General features: G+C 69.3%; 14 protein-coding genes and 1 pseudogene. 11 read left to right on the top strand and 4 right to left on the bottom strand.

Annotation, left to right across the window (positions count from 1 at the left end):
• Positions 1 to 270 precede the first annotated feature (270 nt).
• Positions 271 to 1,035, top strand: coding sequence for a MerR family transcriptional regulator (locus tag AC06G6_RS16785; protein ID WP_479823918.1), 765 nt, complete (start codon positions 271 to 273; stop codon positions 1,033 to 1,035).
• A 79-nt stretch (positions 1,036 to 1,114) separates the two neighbouring features.
• Complete coding sequence (locus AC06G6_RS16780) at positions 1,115 to 2,812, top strand: DUF7059 domain-containing protein (RefSeq protein WP_479823916.1); 1,698 nt, start codon at positions 1,115 to 1,117, stop codon at positions 2,810 to 2,812.
• Positions 2,813 to 2,911: 99 nt separating this feature from the next.
• On the opposite strand, the pseudogene AC06G6_RS16775 reads toward AC06G6_RS16780, so the two are convergent.
• A pseudogene (locus AC06G6_RS16775) lies at positions 2,912 to 3,988 on the bottom strand (MFS transporter); the annotation flags it as partial.
• A 214-nt stretch (positions 3,989 to 4,202) separates the two neighbouring features.
• Here AC06G6_RS16775 and AC06G6_RS16770 point away from each other — a divergent pair.
• The 8 genes from AC06G6_RS16770 (at position 4,203) to AC06G6_RS16735 (ending at position 13,006) form a co-directional block, all read left to right on the top strand.
• On the top strand, positions 4,203 to 4,871 hold the full coding sequence (locus AC06G6_RS16770) for an ArsR/SmtB family transcription factor (RefSeq protein ID WP_479823914.1): 669 nt from the start codon (positions 4,203 to 4,205) through the stop codon (positions 4,869 to 4,871).
• Between the two features lie 181 nt (positions 4,872 to 5,052).
• Positions 5,053 to 7,779: a type I DNA topoisomerase gene (topA, locus tag AC06G6_RS16765; protein WP_479823912.1), complete on the top strand. Its 2,727-nt coding sequence runs from the start codon at positions 5,053 to 5,055 to the stop codon at positions 7,777 to 7,779.
• Between the two features lie 125 nt (positions 7,780 to 7,904).
• Positions 7,905 to 8,354 (top strand): SseB family protein, encoded by a 450-nt coding sequence (locus tag AC06G6_RS16760; protein WP_479823910.1) that lies wholly within the window; start codon positions 7,905 to 7,907, stop codon positions 8,352 to 8,354.
• A 64-nt stretch (positions 8,355 to 8,418) separates the two neighbouring features.
• Positions 8,419 to 9,462, top strand: a complete 1,044-nt coding sequence (locus AC06G6_RS16755) for a Ppx/GppA phosphatase family protein (RefSeq protein WP_479823908.1) — start codon at positions 8,419 to 8,421, stop codon at positions 9,460 to 9,462.
• A 116-nt stretch (positions 9,463 to 9,578) separates the two neighbouring features.
• Positions 9,579 to 9,920: a YciI family protein gene (locus AC06G6_RS16750; RefSeq protein ID WP_479823904.1), complete on the top strand. Its 342-nt coding sequence runs from the start codon at positions 9,579 to 9,581 to the stop codon at positions 9,918 to 9,920.
• A gap of 12 nt (positions 9,921 to 9,932) precedes the next feature.
• On the top strand, positions 9,933 to 11,255 hold the full coding sequence (locus AC06G6_RS16745) for an RNA polymerase sigma factor (RefSeq protein WP_479823902.1): 1,323 nt from the start codon (positions 9,933 to 9,935) through the stop codon (positions 11,253 to 11,255).
• 275 nt (positions 11,256 to 11,530) lie between these two features.
• A complete protein-coding gene (proC, locus tag AC06G6_RS16740; protein WP_479823900.1) occupies positions 11,531 to 12,364 on the top strand; it encodes a pyrroline-5-carboxylate reductase in 834 nt (277 codons plus the stop codon).
• 57 nt (positions 12,365 to 12,421) lie between these two features.
• Positions 12,422 to 13,006, top strand: coding sequence for an HhH-GPD-type base excision DNA repair protein (locus AC06G6_RS16735; protein ID WP_479823898.1), 585 nt, complete (start codon positions 12,422 to 12,424; stop codon positions 13,004 to 13,006).
• A 117-nt stretch (positions 13,007 to 13,123) separates the two neighbouring features.
• Here the strand turns inward: AC06G6_RS16735 and AC06G6_RS16730 are convergent, their stop codons facing one another.
• Together AC06G6_RS16730 and AC06G6_RS16725 are read right to left on the bottom strand one after the other, a co-directional pair.
• Positions 13,124 to 13,762, bottom strand: a complete 639-nt coding sequence (locus AC06G6_RS16730) for a potassium channel family protein (RefSeq protein WP_479828733.1) — start codon at positions 13,760 to 13,762, stop codon at positions 13,124 to 13,126.
• Positions 13,763 to 13,802: 40 nt separating this feature from the next.
• Positions 13,803 to 15,233, bottom strand: a complete 1,431-nt coding sequence (locus AC06G6_RS16725) for a TrkH family potassium uptake protein (RefSeq protein WP_479823896.1) — start codon at positions 15,231 to 15,233, stop codon at positions 13,803 to 13,805.
• Between the two features lie 103 nt (positions 15,234 to 15,336).
• Between AC06G6_RS16725 and AC06G6_RS16720 the strand changes: the two genes are divergently transcribed.
• Positions 15,337 to 16,560 carry an acetoin utilization protein AcuC gene (locus AC06G6_RS16720; protein ID WP_479823894.1) on the top strand — a complete coding sequence of 408 codons (1,224 nt, stop codon included), beginning with the start codon at positions 15,337 to 15,339 and terminating at the stop codon, positions 16,558 to 16,560.
• A 68-nt stretch (positions 16,561 to 16,628) separates the two neighbouring features.
• Here AC06G6_RS16720 and AC06G6_RS16715 read toward each other — a convergent pair whose 3' ends face one another.
• Entirely contained in the window at positions 16,629 to 17,141 is a 513-nt protein-coding gene (locus tag AC06G6_RS16715) for a hypothetical protein (RefSeq protein WP_479823892.1), read from the bottom strand.
• Between the last annotated feature and the right edge of the window lie 119 nt (positions 17,142 to 17,260).

Here is a 17,260-nt window from a genome sequence, read left to right as displayed (position 1 = left end):
GGTCTGGAGTGCGGGAGGGGAACTTCACCCTCGGCCGCTGCACCGGACGGACCCCGGCGGCTGCAGTTATGCGCGCGACAAGAAGCCCGTGCGGCCGGGAAGCGGCCGAGGGCTGATAAATCGCTGCTGCGTGTGCATACCGCCAATGGTACGCCAGCCCGCGGGCATCCCGGGCCCAGGCCAGGGCCTTGACCTTGACGTAGCGTCAAGCTTTAGCATCGGGTTACCGGCCCGGCTGGGGCGGGTTCCGGAACGAAAGGGGGCAGCCACATGGAATGGTCCGTGCAGCAGATCGCCAGGATCGCCGGGACCACGAGCCGGACACTGCGCCACTACGACGACGTCGGGCTGCTCAAACCCAGCCGGACCGGCGACAACGGCTACCGGTTCTACGACCAGGCCTCGCTCGTGCGGCTGCAGCGCATCCTGCTCCTGCGGGACCTGGGGCTGGGCCTCCCGGCCATCGCCGAGGTCCTCGGCCACGAGCCCGACGCCGTCAGGGCCCTGGGCCGGCACCTGGACTGGCTCCGGCAGGAACAGGACCGGCTGGCACGGCAGGTCGACTCGGTCCGGCAGACGATTGAAGCACTGAGAGAAGGAGAACAGATCATGGCGGAGAAGATGTTCGACGGCTTCGACCACACGCAGTACAAGGACGAGGTCGAGGAGCGCTGGGGCAAGGACGCGTACGCGCAGGGCGATTCCTGGTGGCGGGGGATGGGCCCGGCCGAAAAGGACGCCTGGAAGCAGCGCTCCCGGCAGCTGGGCAGCGACTGGATCGCGGCGGCGGAGTCCGGTGCCGCCGCGGACAGCGCCGAGGCGCAGGATCTGGCCCGGCGGCAGGTCGAATGGCTCACCGGCATACCCGGCACGCCCGCCTCCGCCACCGGCCGTGAGGGCGACCTGAAGGGCTACGTCACCGGCCTCGGCGAGATGTACGTTGCCGATCCGCGGTTTGCCGCGAACTACGGCGGGGAAGCCGGGGCCGCGTTCGTCCGCGACGCCCTCCGGATCTACGCCGCGAAGCACCTCTGACCCGCAGCCCCCGCGCCCTCGCGCCACGGGACCGGCAACCCCCGGTTCCGGCTCCGGGGGCCTGGACTAAACTTGTCCGGTGACTCCCTCAACGCATTTCACGGCCGGCAACACCCCCGACGCCCCGCGCAGCGACCTCCCCGGCCTGCTCGAGGCCCTGGCCACGGACCTGCGCGGTATCGGCTACACCGTTGACGGCGTCGCCGCACTGCTCGGCGCGGCCGCGCACAGCGCTCTGGGCCGGGACCAGCTGGTTCCCGCGCTGATCGTCACCGAGACGGCCCGCCACGGGGAGCCGACGACGGCGGCGCTCGCCGCCGTCGTCCGCTTCTGGCTGCTGGCCGAACCGCAGCCCGCGGCCACCCTCGACGCCGCCCTGCCCGGCATCCGCACGACGGGCCTGCGCGAACTGGGCCTCGTGGAGCCGTCCGCCGACGGCCTGATCCAGGCGAAGGTGGACCTGCGGCCCTACGGCTGGGACGGAATCGCCGGGGAAGACGCTCAGGGGGAAGACACCCAGGGGGAAGGCACTCAGGGGGAAGACGCCCGGAGGGAAAGCACTGTCAGCAGCGGCGGCGCCGAGCTCTGGGTGGCCAGCGACCTCGCCGCCCACCAGCGCCCCGGGGTGCTGCGCCACGACCACGTCCTCGGGATCGGGCAGGCCTCCACCACCCTGGTGCAGGTCACCGCGCGCCGGCACGTGGCCCGGGCCCTGGACCTCGGCACCGGCTGCGGCATCCAGACCTTCCACCTGCTCCACCACGCCGAGCACGTGACGGCCACCGACATCTCCGACCGCGCCCTCGCGTTCACCCGCTTCAACCTGCTCCTCAACGCCGGCCAGCTGCACCTGGACCCCTCCGATCCGGAAGCCCGGGTGAGCCTGCGCCGTGGCTCCCTGCTCGATCCGGTGGCGGGCGAGGAGTTTGAGCTGGTGGTCTCCAACCCGCCGTTCGTGATCACGCCGCGCGGCCTGGGGGAGGCCGCCGGCGACCAGTTCACCTACCGCGACGGCGGTCTGCCGGGCGACGACATCGTCGCCGCGCTGGTCCGCGACCTCCCTTCGGTCCTGACCCCCGGCGGAACAGCCCAGCTCCTGGGCAACTGGGAAATCCCGGCGGGCGCGGCCTGGGACGAGCGGCCCCAACGCTGGGCCGGCCCGAACGCGGACGCCTGGTTCATCCAGCGCGAGCAGGTCAGCCCGGAACAGTACGCCGAAACCTGGCTGCAGGACGCCTCCGAGGCCCGCGACAGGCGGCTCTACCAGGACTCGTACGCCGCGTACCTGGACGATTTCGCCTCCCGCAGCGTCGAGGCCATCGGCTTCGGGATGATCTGGCTGCGGCGGCCCGCCGACGGCGCCACCCCGGCGCTGCGGCGCTTCGAGGAGATCACCTATCCGATCGAGCAGCCCGTCGGCCCGCACCTGGGTGCCGCCGTGGAACGCGCCGACTGGCTGGCCGCCCATGATCTGGCGGCGGCGCACCTGCTCGTGGCCGAGGACGTCACCGAGGAGCGGCACCAGCGCCCCGGAGCCGAACACCCCGGCGTCATCCTGCTGCGCCAGGGCGCCGGACTGCGCCGCACCAACCTGCTCAGCACCGAGCTGGCCGGCTTCGTCTCAGCGTGCGACGGCGACCTGTCCGTCGGGCAGATCATCGGCGCCCTTGAGGCGCTCCTGGGCGGGGGCGAGGACTGGGACGCCGGGACCTTCCGCGCCGGCGTCCTCACCGAGGTGGGGAACCTGGTCCGCGACGGCTTCCTGCTGCCCGCCTGACGCCGCCGCCGGTTCAGTCCCGGCGGCGGGAACCGCGGGGCCTGCCGTGCCCTCACGGCCGTAGCGCGGCAGGACGTACGCGGTGACGGCCAGGGCCGCCAGGACCCCGCCCACCCCGGCGACCAGGAAGCTCACCCGGATGGGGAGCAGGGCACCGAGCAGCCCGCCCAGCGCGAGCGCCCCGATGGCGACCGCACGGGTCATGCCGCCGATGATCGCCATGGCCTGGCCGCGGCCGCTTTCCGGGATCCGCATGATCGCAATCGCCCCGAAGCACGCATTCAGCATCCCGCAACTGGCCCCCATGGCGGTGTAAGCGATGAACAACAGTTCCATGTTCGGCACCAGGGAAATGATCCCCAGGAAGGCCGAGGTCAGGGCCATCGAGACCAGCAGCGCGCGCAGCCGGGTGTGGTGGGTCGTGATCCGGCTGGCCAGCCCCGCCCCGGACGCCATCCCGAGGCCGAACGACGCGGCCAGCAGCCCGTACTGCGTCTCCGTGGCGCCGAGTTCGTCCCGGGCCAGGAACACCTCAAGGACGTTGGTCGCCTCGCCGACGGTGATGAAGAACAGCGCGCCGAGGACCAGAGCCCAGACCAGGCCGTCACGCCGGATCAGGCGCAGCCCGTCCAGCAGGGCCGGAGGCTCTTTGCCGACCCGTTCGGCGGCCGTGCCGCGGCGGGTCCGGATCAGCATGGCGGCCGCGCCCATCGCCAGGTAGCAGCCGCTGGCCACCGCAAACACCAGGCCGGATCCGCCCCAGCCGCTGAGCAGCCCCCCGGCCGCCGGTCCAACCATGCTGGCGATCATGATGGTGGCCTGCATGGTGCCCAGCGCCTGCGGGGTCCGTTCCTCGCCCACGATCCGGGGCAGCAGGGCCTGCCAGGTCGGACCGGCCACCGCCTGGGCGGTGTCGAGGAGGAACGTCATGGCGAACAGCACCGGTAGATAGTTGTCCAGATACTGCATGCCCAGCCCCATCCCGGCGACCGCGGCGGCACTGACCACGGAGGACGCCGTCGCCAGCGTCCTGGAATCCCGGGTGTCGGCCAGCCGGCCCGCCCACGGCGCCAGCAGCACCAGGGGGAGCGCCGAGCAGAGCAGATAGGCCGCCACGAGCCAGGGTCCGGCGATGGCCGTCTGGCCGGCGGCGGCGAGGTTCTGGAGGTGTAGCATGACGCTGATGATGACGGCCCCCATGCCGGCCGTGGCGATGAAGCGGGCACTGCTGGCCAGGACGAAGTCCCCGTTGCGCCAGAGGGGCTGCGCGGGCGGGGCGTCACCCGGCGCCGTATGAAATGCCTGTTTCATAGATAGCAAGCTACTCTGCGGTACATTTTGGTGTCAAGCATTTCTTTCATAGTTTGGCGAAGCTCGGTAGACTGGTGCTGTGAATGCAGAAACCCCAATGGCGGAGTCACCGGTCCCTCCGGCGTCCACACGCCGGCAGCGCCCGGAGAAGAAAGTGGAGATCACCGACCCGAAAGCGATCCGGGCGCTGGCCCACGCCGCCCGGCTGGAAGTCATCTCCGAACTGTATTCAACCCAGGTGAGCCGGACCGCCACCGAACTCGCCGCGCAGACCGGCCTCACCCCGAGCGCCATGAGCTACCACCTGCGCGCGCTGCAGAAGTGGGGCATTGTGGTCCCGGCCGCCACCGCCGGCGACGCGCGGGAGCGCCGCTGGAAAGCGGCGGGCACCGACTTCACCATCAACTCGGGCGGCGGCGTGGCGAGCCCCGAATTCGCCGTGCTGGACCTTGAACTGGACGCCTACCGCCGGCGCGTCAGCGCCTACGCCAAGACCCGCGACGAGCAGCGCCAGCGCGGCGAGGCCGTGGACGGGCCCTCCTCCGTGGTGCTGGCCAGCAACCTGCTCTATCTGACCCCGGAGCAGCGGGAGGAGCTGAACAATCGGCTCTTCGAGCTTTTGCGGGACTACGAGCTGGAGGATCCGGACCAGGTCCCCGACGGGGCCGAGCGGATGGCGACCCTGTGGTCGATGATCCCGGATGACCGCGGAAAGCCTCCGGCGAAGCCTTCCGGCAGCCCCGCCTGACAGCTGGTCGGGCCGCCCCGGCCGGGCCCGGCGAAGGCCTGCCTGGCGGGGGTTCATTACGTCCGGAAGTCGCGCCCGGGGCCCCTCCGTTTGGGGCTGGATGCGCGGGAATCCGCAAAATATGGTGAACTAGGCGGGTATGGGCGCATCTGCCCGAGCAACCTTTTTCTGTAGGAGCACCGTGCCAAGCAAGGCCAAAACCGGTAAGAAACTCGTGATTGTGGAGTCTCCCGCCAAGAGCAAGACCATCGCCAAGTACCTCGGCGAGGGCTTCATCGTTGAGGCCTCCATTGGTCACATCCGCGACCTCCCGCAGCCGTCGGAACTGCCGGCGGAGTTGAAGAAAACCTCGGTGGGCAAGTTCGCCGTCGACGTTGATAACGACTTCAAGCCGTACTACGTGGTGTCCCCGGACAAGAAGAAAAAGGTTGCCGAGCTCAAGGCCCAGCTCAAAGACGCTGACGCTCTCTATCTCGCAACCGATGGGGACCGCGAGGGCGAGGCCATCGCGTGGCACCTGCTGGAAGTGCTCAAGCCCAAGGTGCCGGTCTACCGGATGACCTTCGGTGAAATCACCAAGGAAGCCATCCACCGCGCCATGGACAACCTGCGCGACGTCGACCAGGACCTGGTGGACGCGCAGGAAACCCGGCGCGTGCTGGACCGCCTCTACGGCTACGAGATCTCCCCGGTGCTGTGGCGCAAGGTGGCCCGGGGCCTCTCCGCCGGCCGCGTGCAGTCCGTCGTGACCCGCATGGTCGTGGACCGCGAGCGTGAGCGGATGGCCTTCAAGTCGGCTTCCTACTGGGACCTCACCGGCCAGTTCGGCGCGGGGTCCGGCTCGTTCAAAGCGAAGCTGGCAATGGTCGACGGCGCCAAGGTCGCCAGCGGCCGCGACTTCAACGACAGCGGCGAGCTCACCTCCCGCAACGCCGTGCACCTCAACCAGGACCTCGCCACCTCCCTCGCCGCCGGCCTGCAGGACGCCGATTTCCGCGTCCGCTCCGTCGACACCAAGCCGTACACCCGCCGCCCGGCCGCGCCGTTCACCACCTCGACGCTGCAGCAGGAGGCCGGCCGCAAGCTGCGCTTCTCCTCCAAGAGCACCATGCAGGTGGCACAGCGGCTGTACGAAAACGGCTACATCACCTATATGCGTACGGACTCCTCCGCGCTGAGCAACGAGGCCGTCACGGCCGCGCGGCGCCAGGCCTCCGAGCTGTACGGCCCGGAATACGTTCCCGCCTCCCCGCGCGTCTACAGCGGCAAGGCCGCGAACGCGCAGGAGGCCCACGAGGCCATCCGCCCCGCCGGTGACTCCTTCCGCACCCCGGCCCAGGTGGCCAAGCAGCTCTCCGGCGACGAGTTCCGTCTTTACGAGCTGATCTGGAAGCGCACCGTCGCCTCGCAGATGGCCGACGCCAAGGGCTCCACCGCCACGATCCGCCTCGGCGCCGTCGCTGCCGACGGCCGCGACGCCGAGTTCTCTGCCTCCGGCACCGTCATCACCTTCCCCGGCTTCCTCGCCGCCTACGAAGAGGGCAAGGACGAAAGCCGCGGCGACGACGAATCCGACGAGGCCCGCCGGCTGCCGAACGTGGCCAAGGACGACGCGCTCACCGCCTCGGAGATTGCCGCCATCGGGCACGAGACGTCCCCGCCGCCGCGCTTCACCGAAGCGTCGCTGACCGCCGAGCTGGAAAAGAAGGGCATCGGCCGCCCGTCGACCTATGCCTCCACCATTTCCACCATCCAGGACCGCGGCTACGTCCGGAAGCAGGGCTCCGCGCTGGTCCCGAGCTGGATCGCGTTCTCCGTGATCCGGCTGCTCGAACAGCACTTCCACGACTATGTGGACTACGAGTTCACGGCAGACATGGAAGCGGACCTGGACAAGATCGCCAACGGCCAGGCCGAGGGGCCCGCCTGGCTCAAGCACTTCTACTTCGGCGAGGACTCCAACCCCGGGCTGCTGAGCATCGTCAACAACCTCGGTGAGATCGACGCCCGCGAAATCAACTCCATCCCGATCACCGAGGGCATCACCCTGCGGGTCGGAAAGTTCGGCCCGTACCTGGAGAGCTCCGTCCCCACGGTCGATCCGAAGACCGGCGAAGTGGTTGAGGCCGCCCGCGCCAACGTCCCCGAGGACCTGGCCCCGGATGAGCTCACCGCGGCCAAGGCGGTCGAGCTGATGGAAACCGCCGCCCCCGAGGAGCGGGTGCTCGGCGCGGACCCGCACACCGGGCACACCGTCGTCGCCAAGAACGGCCGCTACGGCGCCTACGTCACCGAAGTCATCCCGGAGATGACCGAGGAACAGCTCGCCAACCAGCCGGTCGAGTACTACAAGAACGGCAAGCCCAAGCCGCCGAAGAAGCCGGTGAAGGCCAAACCCCGCACCGGCTCGCTGTTCGCCTCGATGAGCGTGGACACCATCACCCTGGACGAGGCCCTGCAGCTCATGAGCCTGCCCCGGGTGCTCGGCCAGGACGCCGAAGGCAACCCGATCACCGTGCAGAACGGCCGCTTCGGCCCGTACCTGAAGAAGGGCACGGACTCCCGGTCCATCGGCTCGGAAGAGGAAATCTTCACGATCACGCTGGAGCAGGCCCTGGAGATCTACTCCCAGCCCAAGCAGCGCGGCGCCCGCGCCGCCGTCGCGCCGCTGGCCGAATTCGGTCCGGACCCGGTCTCGGAGAAGAACATCGTGGTGAAGGAAGGCCGCTTCGGCCCGTACATCACCGACGGCGTCACCAACATCACCGTGCCGCGCTCCACCTCGCTGGAGGAGCTCACCCGGGAACAGGCCGTCGAACTCCTCGCGGAGAAGCGCGCCAAGGGCCCGGTCAAGCGCACGACGACGGCGCGCAAGGCCCCGGCCCGCAAGGCTGCCGCCAAGAAGTAGGGGTCTGCCCAAACCGTGCCGAAGTCGCCGGAAGCATGCGTATCCGCCGGAAGTTTCCGGCGGCTCCCTGCGCTTCCGGCGATTTCGCGTTTGCGGAGCCGGGCGCAACGTGGTCGAGTAGAGACATGACTGAACAGCCCGATCACCTGGACCTCCAGCCGCTGAACGACCTCGAAGAGCAGCTTGCCAAGGGGGAGGAGCCCGACGCCAACCCCGTTGACGTCATCCTCGCCTTCCTCAACAACGAGGTCTACATCGTCAGCTCCGACGCGCTCGAAGGCGCCGATTCCCAGGTTGAGCCGCTGGTGCTCGCCAACTCCGCCGGGAAGCCTGTCCTGGCCGTGTTCTCCCACCCGAGCCGCGTCACCGAGCAGTACCTGGCCGCCGCCCCCAACGTGCTCGGCACCCAGGGCGCCGCGATTCTGGGCAACCTCGGCGACGACCTCGGCATGGTCATCAACCCCGGCGCAGCCTTCGGCTTCGAAATCGATCCGGAAGGCGTGGCGAACATCCGCCGGGACTTCAAGCCCGCCGACGAGCCCGAAGACGTGTCCGGCCCGGACGATCAGGCCTAAGCCGACATTCGGGGCGCGGCCGGCCCGTTAGGCGGGCCGCGTTCCCGGGGGCAATAATGACACTATGCGTCTTGGCGTCCTCGATATTGGATCAAACACCGTTCACCTCCTGCTCGTGGATGCCCACCCCGGTGCGCGTCCTGTGCCCTTCGCCTCGCACAAGCGCCCGCTTTCCCTCGTGCAGTTTCTCGAGAGCGACGGCAGCATCAACGACGCCGGCCAGCATGAGCTGATCGAATTCGTCCTCGAAGCCTGGGAATTCGCGGCCAAGCACAAGGCCGAAGACCTGCTGGCGTTCTGTACCTCCGCCATCCGCGAGGCCACCAACGGCCCGGAGGTGCTGGCACGGGTCAAGCATGAGACCACCGTGACGCTGCGGGAACTGACCGGCAGCGAAGAGGCCTCGATGACGTTCTTCGCGGTCCGCCGCTGGTACGGCTGGGGCGCCGGGCCCATCCTGAACCTTGACATCGGCGGCGGCTCCTTCGAGATGGCCTACGGGGAGGATGAACTCCCCGAACTCGCGACCTCCGTCCCGCTCGGAGCGAGCCGGCTTACCCGGGACTGGCTGCAGGAGGACCCGCCCTCGGCCAAGAGCGTGAAGGAACTCCGCCGCTATATCCGGACCACGCTCAAGCCGGTGGTGCGCGACTTCGCGAAGCTCGGCAGGGCAAACCATGTCGCGGGCACCTCCAAGACTTTCCGCTCGCTGGCGCGGATCGCCGGTGCCGCGCCGAGCGCCGCGGGCCCCTACGTCAAGCGGGAACTGTTCGCCACGGACCTGGGCCTGTGGGCGCAACGCATCTCGGCGATGGAGGTGGAGGACCGGCTGAACCTGCCCGGTGTCTCCGAAGCCCGCGCCCCGCAGCTCCTGGCCGGGGCCCTGGTGGCGGAAGCGGCCCTGGAGATGTTCGAGTTTCCGAGCATGGAGATCTGCCCCTGGGCGCTCCGCGAAGGCCTGATCCTCCGCCGGCTGGATCAGCTGGTGTTCGAGGGCCCGCTGGACCCGGCACCCCACGTGACCCAGACGGACCACCCCGCGGGGCCGCAGTCACCCGATTCAGAGGCGCCGGACGCTTCGAAATCCCAGTCGACCGGCGCCCGGTGACGGGTTTCCCTCAGGCCTGAGTGCCGGCAGGGATGTGTCGATCCGGGGGCGGCCCGTTCGTCTAGTAGGTGAGAGGCCGGTACAGGACCGGCCGGATCGTCAAGGAGGACAGCACCATGGCACAGTACCTGCTCAGCGTCTACCAGCCCGATGGCCCCACCCCGGCCCCGGAATTCCTGGAGCCGATCATGCGGGACGTCGAGGCCCTGAACCGCGAGATGGAGGAAGCCGGCGCGTGGGTGTTCGGGGCCGGGCTGCATCCCGCCGAGGCCGCCACCGTCGTGCGGCAGCAGGGCAGCGAGGTGCTCATCACTGACGGTCCCTTCGCCGAAGCCAAGGAGCACCTCGGCGGGTTCACCGTCATCGAGGCCGCGGACCTCGACGCCGCCCTCGGCTGGGCCGAAAAGCTGGCCCGCGCCACCACCCTTCCCATCGAAGTGCGACCCGTCCAGCACTAGGCGCCCCCGGAAATGGTCCGCGAAACAGGGTCCCCGCCGCCGCCCGAGTCCGCCGGGGCACCCGCGGCGGAGGCGGACATCGCCGGAGTCTTCCGGAAGGAATACGGGCGGGCCGTCGCGGTCCTGACCCGAGTACTCGGGGATATCGACTCCGCCGAGGACGCCGTCCAGGAAGCCTTCGCCCTCGCCGTCCGGCACTGGCCCTCCACCGGCCTCCCGCCGAGCCCCGCGGGCTGGATCATCACCACGGCCAGGAACCGGGCGACCGACCGACTGCGCCGGGAAGCCGGACGCGGCGACAAACAGCTCCGGGCCGCGCAGCTGCAGGCCGCCCGGTCCCCGGCAGCCCCGACGCCCGAGGAACTCGTGATGACTGAACTCTCAAGGGAGGGCACGGTGGACGATGACAGGCTGCGGCTGATGTTCACCTGCTGCCACCCGGCCCTCGCCACCAACGCCCAGGTGGCTCTGACGCTGCGGCTGCTGGGAGGACTCACGACGGCGGAAATCGCCCACGCCTTCCTGGTGCCCGAACCCACCATGGCCCAGCGCCTGGTCCGGGCCAAGGCGAAAATCCGGGACGCCGGGATTCCGTACCGGGTGCCGCGCGGGGCGGACCTTCCGGCGCGCCTGCCGCCGGTCCTTGCGGTGGTGTACCTCATCTTCAACGAGGGCTACAGCGCCAGCTCCGGCGGGCCGCGGATCCGGGCGGACCTCTGCGCGGAAGCGATCAGGCTGGGCCGGCTGCTGGCCGCGCTGATGCCCGACGAAGCAGAAGTGAAGGGCCTGCTGGCCCTGATGCTGCTGACCGAGTCACGCCGCGCCGCGCGGGAAGCCGGCAGCGGCCCCGTGCTCCTGGCGGACCAGGATCGACGTTTGTGGGACCGTGCCCTGATCGCGGAGGGCCAGGACCTGGTGCGGCAGTGCCTGCGGCGGAACCAGCCCGGACCGTACCAGCTGCAGGCCGCCGTCAGCGCGGTCCACAGCGACGCGCCCGACGGCGGCGCCACGGACTGGCGCCAGATCCTCCGGCTCTACGACCGGCTCCTCGAACTCGCGCCCGGACCGGTCGTGGCCCTCAACCGGGCGGTCGCCCTGGCCGAGCTGGAGGGCCCGGAACCTGCCCTGCGCCTCGTCGACGCGCTCGGGCTGGACGGCTACTCCCCGTTCCACGCCGTCCGCGCCGACTTCCTGGCCCGGCTGGGCCGCAACGCTGAGGCCGCCGCCGCGTACGACGCCGCGCTGCAGCTGACCGGAAACACCGCCGACCGGGCCTTCCTGGAGAGCCGCCTGAATGACACCCGGCTGCGCGCAGCGGGGCAGGACCCGGACTGAGGCGGGAAAGCGTTGGGGGCCTCGGGGCTTCGCGGTGGAGCCGCGGGTCCGCCGGGGCGGAGCTGCCGGTTAACGGCGAAGGCACCGGCGGTCCGCTGCGGGAAAATGGGGGGAAACCCGCTGCAGACCACCGGTGCCGGGCAGACATCCGCATGCCTGCCGCATCACTCGCACCCTCAATGAGGTAACCACCACGTTAGTTCGGGAGTTTGTGAAGACCCTGACCTGAAGATGGGAGCTGGCTGGGAATCGGGCCGGACTGCAATGATGGGGGCATGAGTAACCGAATCGCATTCCTGGGCTGTGGATCAATGAACGAGGCCATCATGGGCGGCCTGATCGCCGGCGGCACCGACCCGGCGGACATTGTCGCCACGGTCCGCCGCGCCGAACGCGCCGACCAGCTGGCCAAACGGCATCACGGCATCACAGCGATCGCCGGCGCCGAAGAGCCGGAGAACAACAAGCAGGCAGCCACCGGCTCCGGCGTCGTGATCCTGGGCGTCAAGCCCGTGGGCATCGCGGACCTGGCCCGGGAGATCGGCGACTCGCTGGCACCGGACACGATCGTTATTTCCGTCGCCGCCGCGGTGTCGCTGGAGCAGCTGGAAGCGGCCCTGCCGGCCGGCCAGCCCGTGATCCGGAGCATGCCCAACACCCCGGCGCAGCTGGGCCGGGGCGTCATTTCGGTGTCGCCGGGCACGCACTGCTCCCCGGAGCAGCTCCAGCTCGCCAAGGACCTGCTGGCTTCCGCGGGCACCGTCGTCGAAATCCCCGAAGACCAGGTCGACGCGCTGTCCGCGATCAGCGGCTCCGGCCCGGCGTACGCGTTCTATCTGGCCGAAGCGATGGCGGACGCCGGCGTCGAACTCGGACTGGACCGTGAGCTGTCGCTGCTGATTGCCCGGGAGACCGTCGCCGGGGCGGGCCTTATGCTGGCCGAGGCGGGCGCGGATGCGACGGCGCTGCGCAAGGCCGTCACGAGCCCCAACGGCACCACCGAGCGCGCCATCGCGACCTTTGACGCGCGCGGCCTGCCCTCGATCATCGCTGACGGCGCCCGCGCCGCCGCCGAACGCGCCGCGGAGATCACCAAACAGCTCGGCTAGCGGCAAACGCAGGCGCAACCCATGACGCGGACCTCACCGGGTGGCAGGATGGGACCCATGGAACTGCACATCACAGGGGATCCCGCGGCGGACCAACTACTCAGCGACGACGCGTTTGCGCTGCTCACCGGCATGCTGCTTGACCAACAGGTGACCATGGAATCGGCCTTTGCCGGTCCGGAAAAGATCCGGACGCGCATCGGTTCCATGGATCCGGCCGCGATCGCCGCCTACGATCCGCAGGAGTTCATCGAGATGTTCAAGGAACGGCCGGCCGTCCACCGGTTCCCCGGATCAATGGCCGGCCGCGTCCAGTCCCTTGCCGAGACGGTGCAGAAAGACTGGAACGGCGACGCGACTGCCATCTGGACGCAGGGTGACCCCGACGGGCCGGAGGTGCTGCGCCGGCTCAAGGCATTGCCGGGATTCGGCGAGCAGAAAGCAAAGATCTTCCTAGCGCTGCTGGGAAAGCAGTGTGGCCTCCAGGCGGAAGGCTGGCGCGAGGCCGCCGGCCACTACGGTCAGGAGAACGCCTACCTGTCCGTGGCTGATATTGTGGACCCGGAGTCGCTGAGCAAGGTGCGGGCCAGCAAGCAGTCGGCCAAGGCCGCCGCGAAGGCTGCCAAGACCGCCGGGTCGTGATCGTTCGGTAGCTCAGGCGACGCGCAATCCGCCTCATGATGCGCAAAAGCGCTGGCGCTGCCGGAATACGGCGGCGCCAGCGCTTTGGCGCCTCGCCAGACGGTATGCGCCGCGCCGCTACGGCCGGGCGGCGAACCTTTCCAGCAGGTCCACGTGCCCGGAAACAATGAGCATGTCCCGTGCGGACACCTTCGTCTCCGGACGGGCGTAGGTGAAGTCCTCGCCCGGGGACTTCACGCCCACGATCGTGACCCCGTACTTGGAGCGGACCTTGGATTCGTCCAGGGTGAAGCCCACGGTTTCGCGCGGCGGGTACATCTTCACGATCGCGAAGTCGTCGTCGAACTCGATGAAGTCCAGCATGCGGCCGGAGACCAGGTGCGCGGCGCGGACACCGGCGTCGGCCTCCGGGTAGATCACGTGGTTGGCGCCGATCCGGGTCAGGATCTTGCCGTGCGAGGGCGTGATCGCCTTGACCCAGAGGTGCTCGATGCCGAGGTCCACGAGGTTCACGGTGATCAGCACCGAGGATTCGATCGAGGTGCCCACCCCCACGACGGCGGAGCTGAACTCCTGCGCGCCGAGCTGGCGGAGCGCATCGATGTTCGTGGCGTCGGCTTCGACGACGTGGGTCAGGGTGCTGGACCACTTCTGCACCAGGTTCCGGTCGCGTTCGATGGCCAGCACCTCGCGGCCCTGCTTGACCAGCTGTTCTGCGGTGGAGGCGCCGAAACGGCCCAGCCCGATCACCAGCACCGGGGCGTTGTGGGCGGGACGGTTGACGGCGCCTGAGGAACTAGCCAATGATCGGTCTCTCTTCCGGGTAGTGGTACAGCTGGCTGCGCTGGCGCAGGGCCAGGGCAGCGGCGAGGGTAACGGTCCCGACGCGCCCGGCGAACATCAGGGCGGTGAGGACGTAAACGCCCGACGGCGGCAGCTCGGCACTGAGGTTCGTGCTGAGTCCCACCGTGGCGAAGGCGGAAATGGTTTCAAAGAGCACCCGGTCCAGGGATGCGCCGCTGATGTGGAGCAGCAGCATGGCGGCCACGGCGACGAGGGTGGCGCCGGCGACGATGACCGAGATGGCCACCCGCATGGTGCCTTCGGGGATGGTGCGGCCGTAGACCTTGACGTCGGAGTCGCCGCGGGCCTCGGCCATGATCGCCAGGAACATCACGGCGATGGTGGTCACCTTGATGCCGCCGGCGGTCGACGCCGAACCGCCGCCGGCGAACATCAGGGCATCGGTGAGCAGCATGGTGGTGGAATCCATCTGGTTCTGGTCCACGAGGTTGAACCCGCCGGAACGCGTCATCACGGAGGCGAAGAGCGAGTGGATGACCTTGTCCGCGTCGTTCATGCCGCCGATGGTCCTCACGTTTTCCCATTCCATCAGCCCCCACAGCACGGTCCCGGCGCCCAGCAGGATCAGCGAGACCTGGATGGTCAGCTTGGTGTGCAGGTTCCATTTCTTCCAGTTCAGGCCGTTCTGCTGCAGCACCATCACCACGGGGAAGCCCAGGCTGCCGAGGAAGACGCCGAGCATCAGCGGGACGAGGATCCACAGATCGGTCTCGTACGGGACGATGCCGTCCGAGTGCGGGGTGAACCCGGCGTTGTTGAACGACGAAATCGCGTAGAACACCCCGTGCCAGACCGACTGGCCGAAGCTCTCGCCCAGCATCAGGAACCGGGGGATCAGCGCCAGCGCCAGGGCGGCCTCGATCACCACCGAGGTCACGATGACGATCCGCAGCAGGGTGCCCACCTCACCGAGGCGGCCGGTGTTCATGGCCTCCTGGGCGATCAGCTTGCCGCGGACACCCAGCTTCTTGCTCACCAGAAGGGCCAGCAGCGAGGCAAGCGTCAGAGTGCCCAGGCCGCCCACGAAGATGCCGACCAGTATGACGAGCTGGCCAAAGAAGGACCAGTGCACCGCCGTGGACACCACCGTCAACCCGGTCACGCAGACGGCGGACACGGCGGTGAACATGGCCTGGTACAACGGGGTGATTTCACCGGTGGCGGAGGAAACCGGAAGGGACAACAAGCCAGTGAAGACGAGGACCACCATGCCGAACGCGGTCAGCGCGAGGCGGGCGGGGGTGGTGTTGGCAATGTTGTCGATGAAGTCGCGGAGGCGGGTGAAGACCCACAGGCCTTCCCGCTCCGGAGTACCGGGCTGCCAGTTGGCCGGGCTCTTGGACCTCGACTGGCTCTGCGTCATGTGTGGCTTTTCCTCGCTTGAAACTGCTTCCTTCAGTAGTAAACCACTAAACCCCCCGCAATGACTGGGGGACGGGGCCCCGCGCTCGGGTAGCCTGTGATTGATGACATACCTTCCCGGGCTCGCCAAGGCCGCACTGCCAACGACGGTGGTGTGGGATCCCGCCATGACCGCCTACAACTTCGGCCACAGCCACCCGATGGCCCCGGAGCGGATGGAGCTCACGGCCAGGCTGGCCGGAAGCCTCGGTCTGCTGGACTTGGAGCACGTCACTGTCTCGGCACCGGACGTCGCCAGCGACGCCGAACTGGCCACCGTCCACAGCCCCGAATTCGTCGCCGCCGTGCGGCGCGTCAGCGCGGACCCCGGCACCCCGGACCTGGAACGCGGCCTCGGCACCGAGGATGACCCGGCCTTTGCCGGGATGCACGAGGCCAGCGCCCGGCTGGCCGGCGGCTCCCTCCTCGCCGCCGCCGCCATCCTGGACGGCAGCGCCGTCCGGGCGGTGAACTTCGGCGGGGGCATGCACCACGCGGCCCGCGAGCGCGCGAGCGGGTTCTGTATTTACAACGACGCGGCCCTCGCCATCCAGCGGCTGCTCGACGGCGGCCTGCAGCGCGTGGTGTACATCGACATCGACGCCCACCACGGCGACGGAACCCAGAGCATCTTCTGGGACGACCCGCGCGTGCTGACGATCTCCCTGCACGAGACGGGGCTGACCCTGTTCCCGGGCACCGGCTACGCCAACGAGATCGGCGGGCCCAACGCGCAGGGCAGCGCCGTGAACGTCGCCCTGCCGGCCGGCACCGGCGACGGCGGATGGCTCCGCGCCTTCCACGCCGTCGTGCCGCAGCTCGTGGGCGCCTTCGAACCCGAGGTCATCGTGAGCCAGCACGGCTGCGACTCCCACCGGCTGGACCCGCTCACCCACCTCAACATCAGCGTCGACGCCCAGCGCGAGGCCGCCACCGCGATCGGCAACCTCGCGGCCCGCTACTGCGAGAACCGCTGGATCTCCACCGGCGGCGGGGGCTACAACGTCATCACCGTGGTGCCGCGGGCCTGGAGCCACCTCATCGCGATCGCGGCCGGGCGGCCCGTCCCGCTGCGCACCCCGGTGCCGGAGGACTGGCGCAGTTACGTGAAGGAAAAGTACGGGGACAAGTACGGAGTCGCCGCGCCGGAAATGATGGGCGACGACGTCGACCTCTGGTGGCGCTCCTGGGAGGTCGGCTTCGACCCGAACGACGAGGTGGACCGGACCGTCATGGCCACCCGCAAGGAAATCTTCCCGCTCTACGGGCTGGACCCCTGGTTCGACTAAGTAGCTGGCAGTTGCGGCCGTTATGAGCCCTGAAAACGGCCCCTGCTGTGAGGTAGATGGGTCTCCGGCTAACTTGCCTCGGAGGCCTGCGGGCTGGGCTTCTCGGTCTGGAACACCACCCCGGCCGCGCCGATGATCCAGCCCAGCAGCGAGAGCGAGAACGCCCCGATCAGGTCGGTGGAGGCGGTGCCTTTCACCAGCCACACGCCGAGCACCAGCAGCCCGACCACGAGGTACACCATCAACGCCGCGATGACCCGGCCGGAGAGCTTCGTGGTGATCCCGCCGGCCTCGAAGACACCGACCTGGGCCTGGCTGGCGGCCTTCCCGCTCCCGCTCTGCTCCTCCCGGCGGACCTCGGCCATGGTGAAACCCAGGGCGGAGGCGGTCAGTGAACTCAGCGAGGTGGACAGCGCCCCGGCGGCGCAGACGACGGCGCCGTTCAGCCGGGGCGGGGTGCCCGGAACCTCCGGGACGAACACCCAGACCTGGAAGAGCACGTTGCCCCAGACGATCACGAACAGGGCCAGGAACACGGCTGCGATGATGTTGAACAGCTGATTCCGGAAGAAATCCCCCATGGTGGTCCACTCCTCTGCGTCGGTAGGCTGCGGCCTCACCTGCCGGGAAGGCGGTGCGTCCGTTCTAGCACCGCGCCCGGGACGGGGCAATGCCCCGCGGCTACAGCCCGGGGCCGCAA

Source organism: Arthrobacter sp. CJL-S3, from assembly GCF_056711635.1.
The sequence above is the reverse complement of the archived record's forward strand: the minus strand, read 5'-3'. Positions and strand labels throughout refer to the sequence as shown.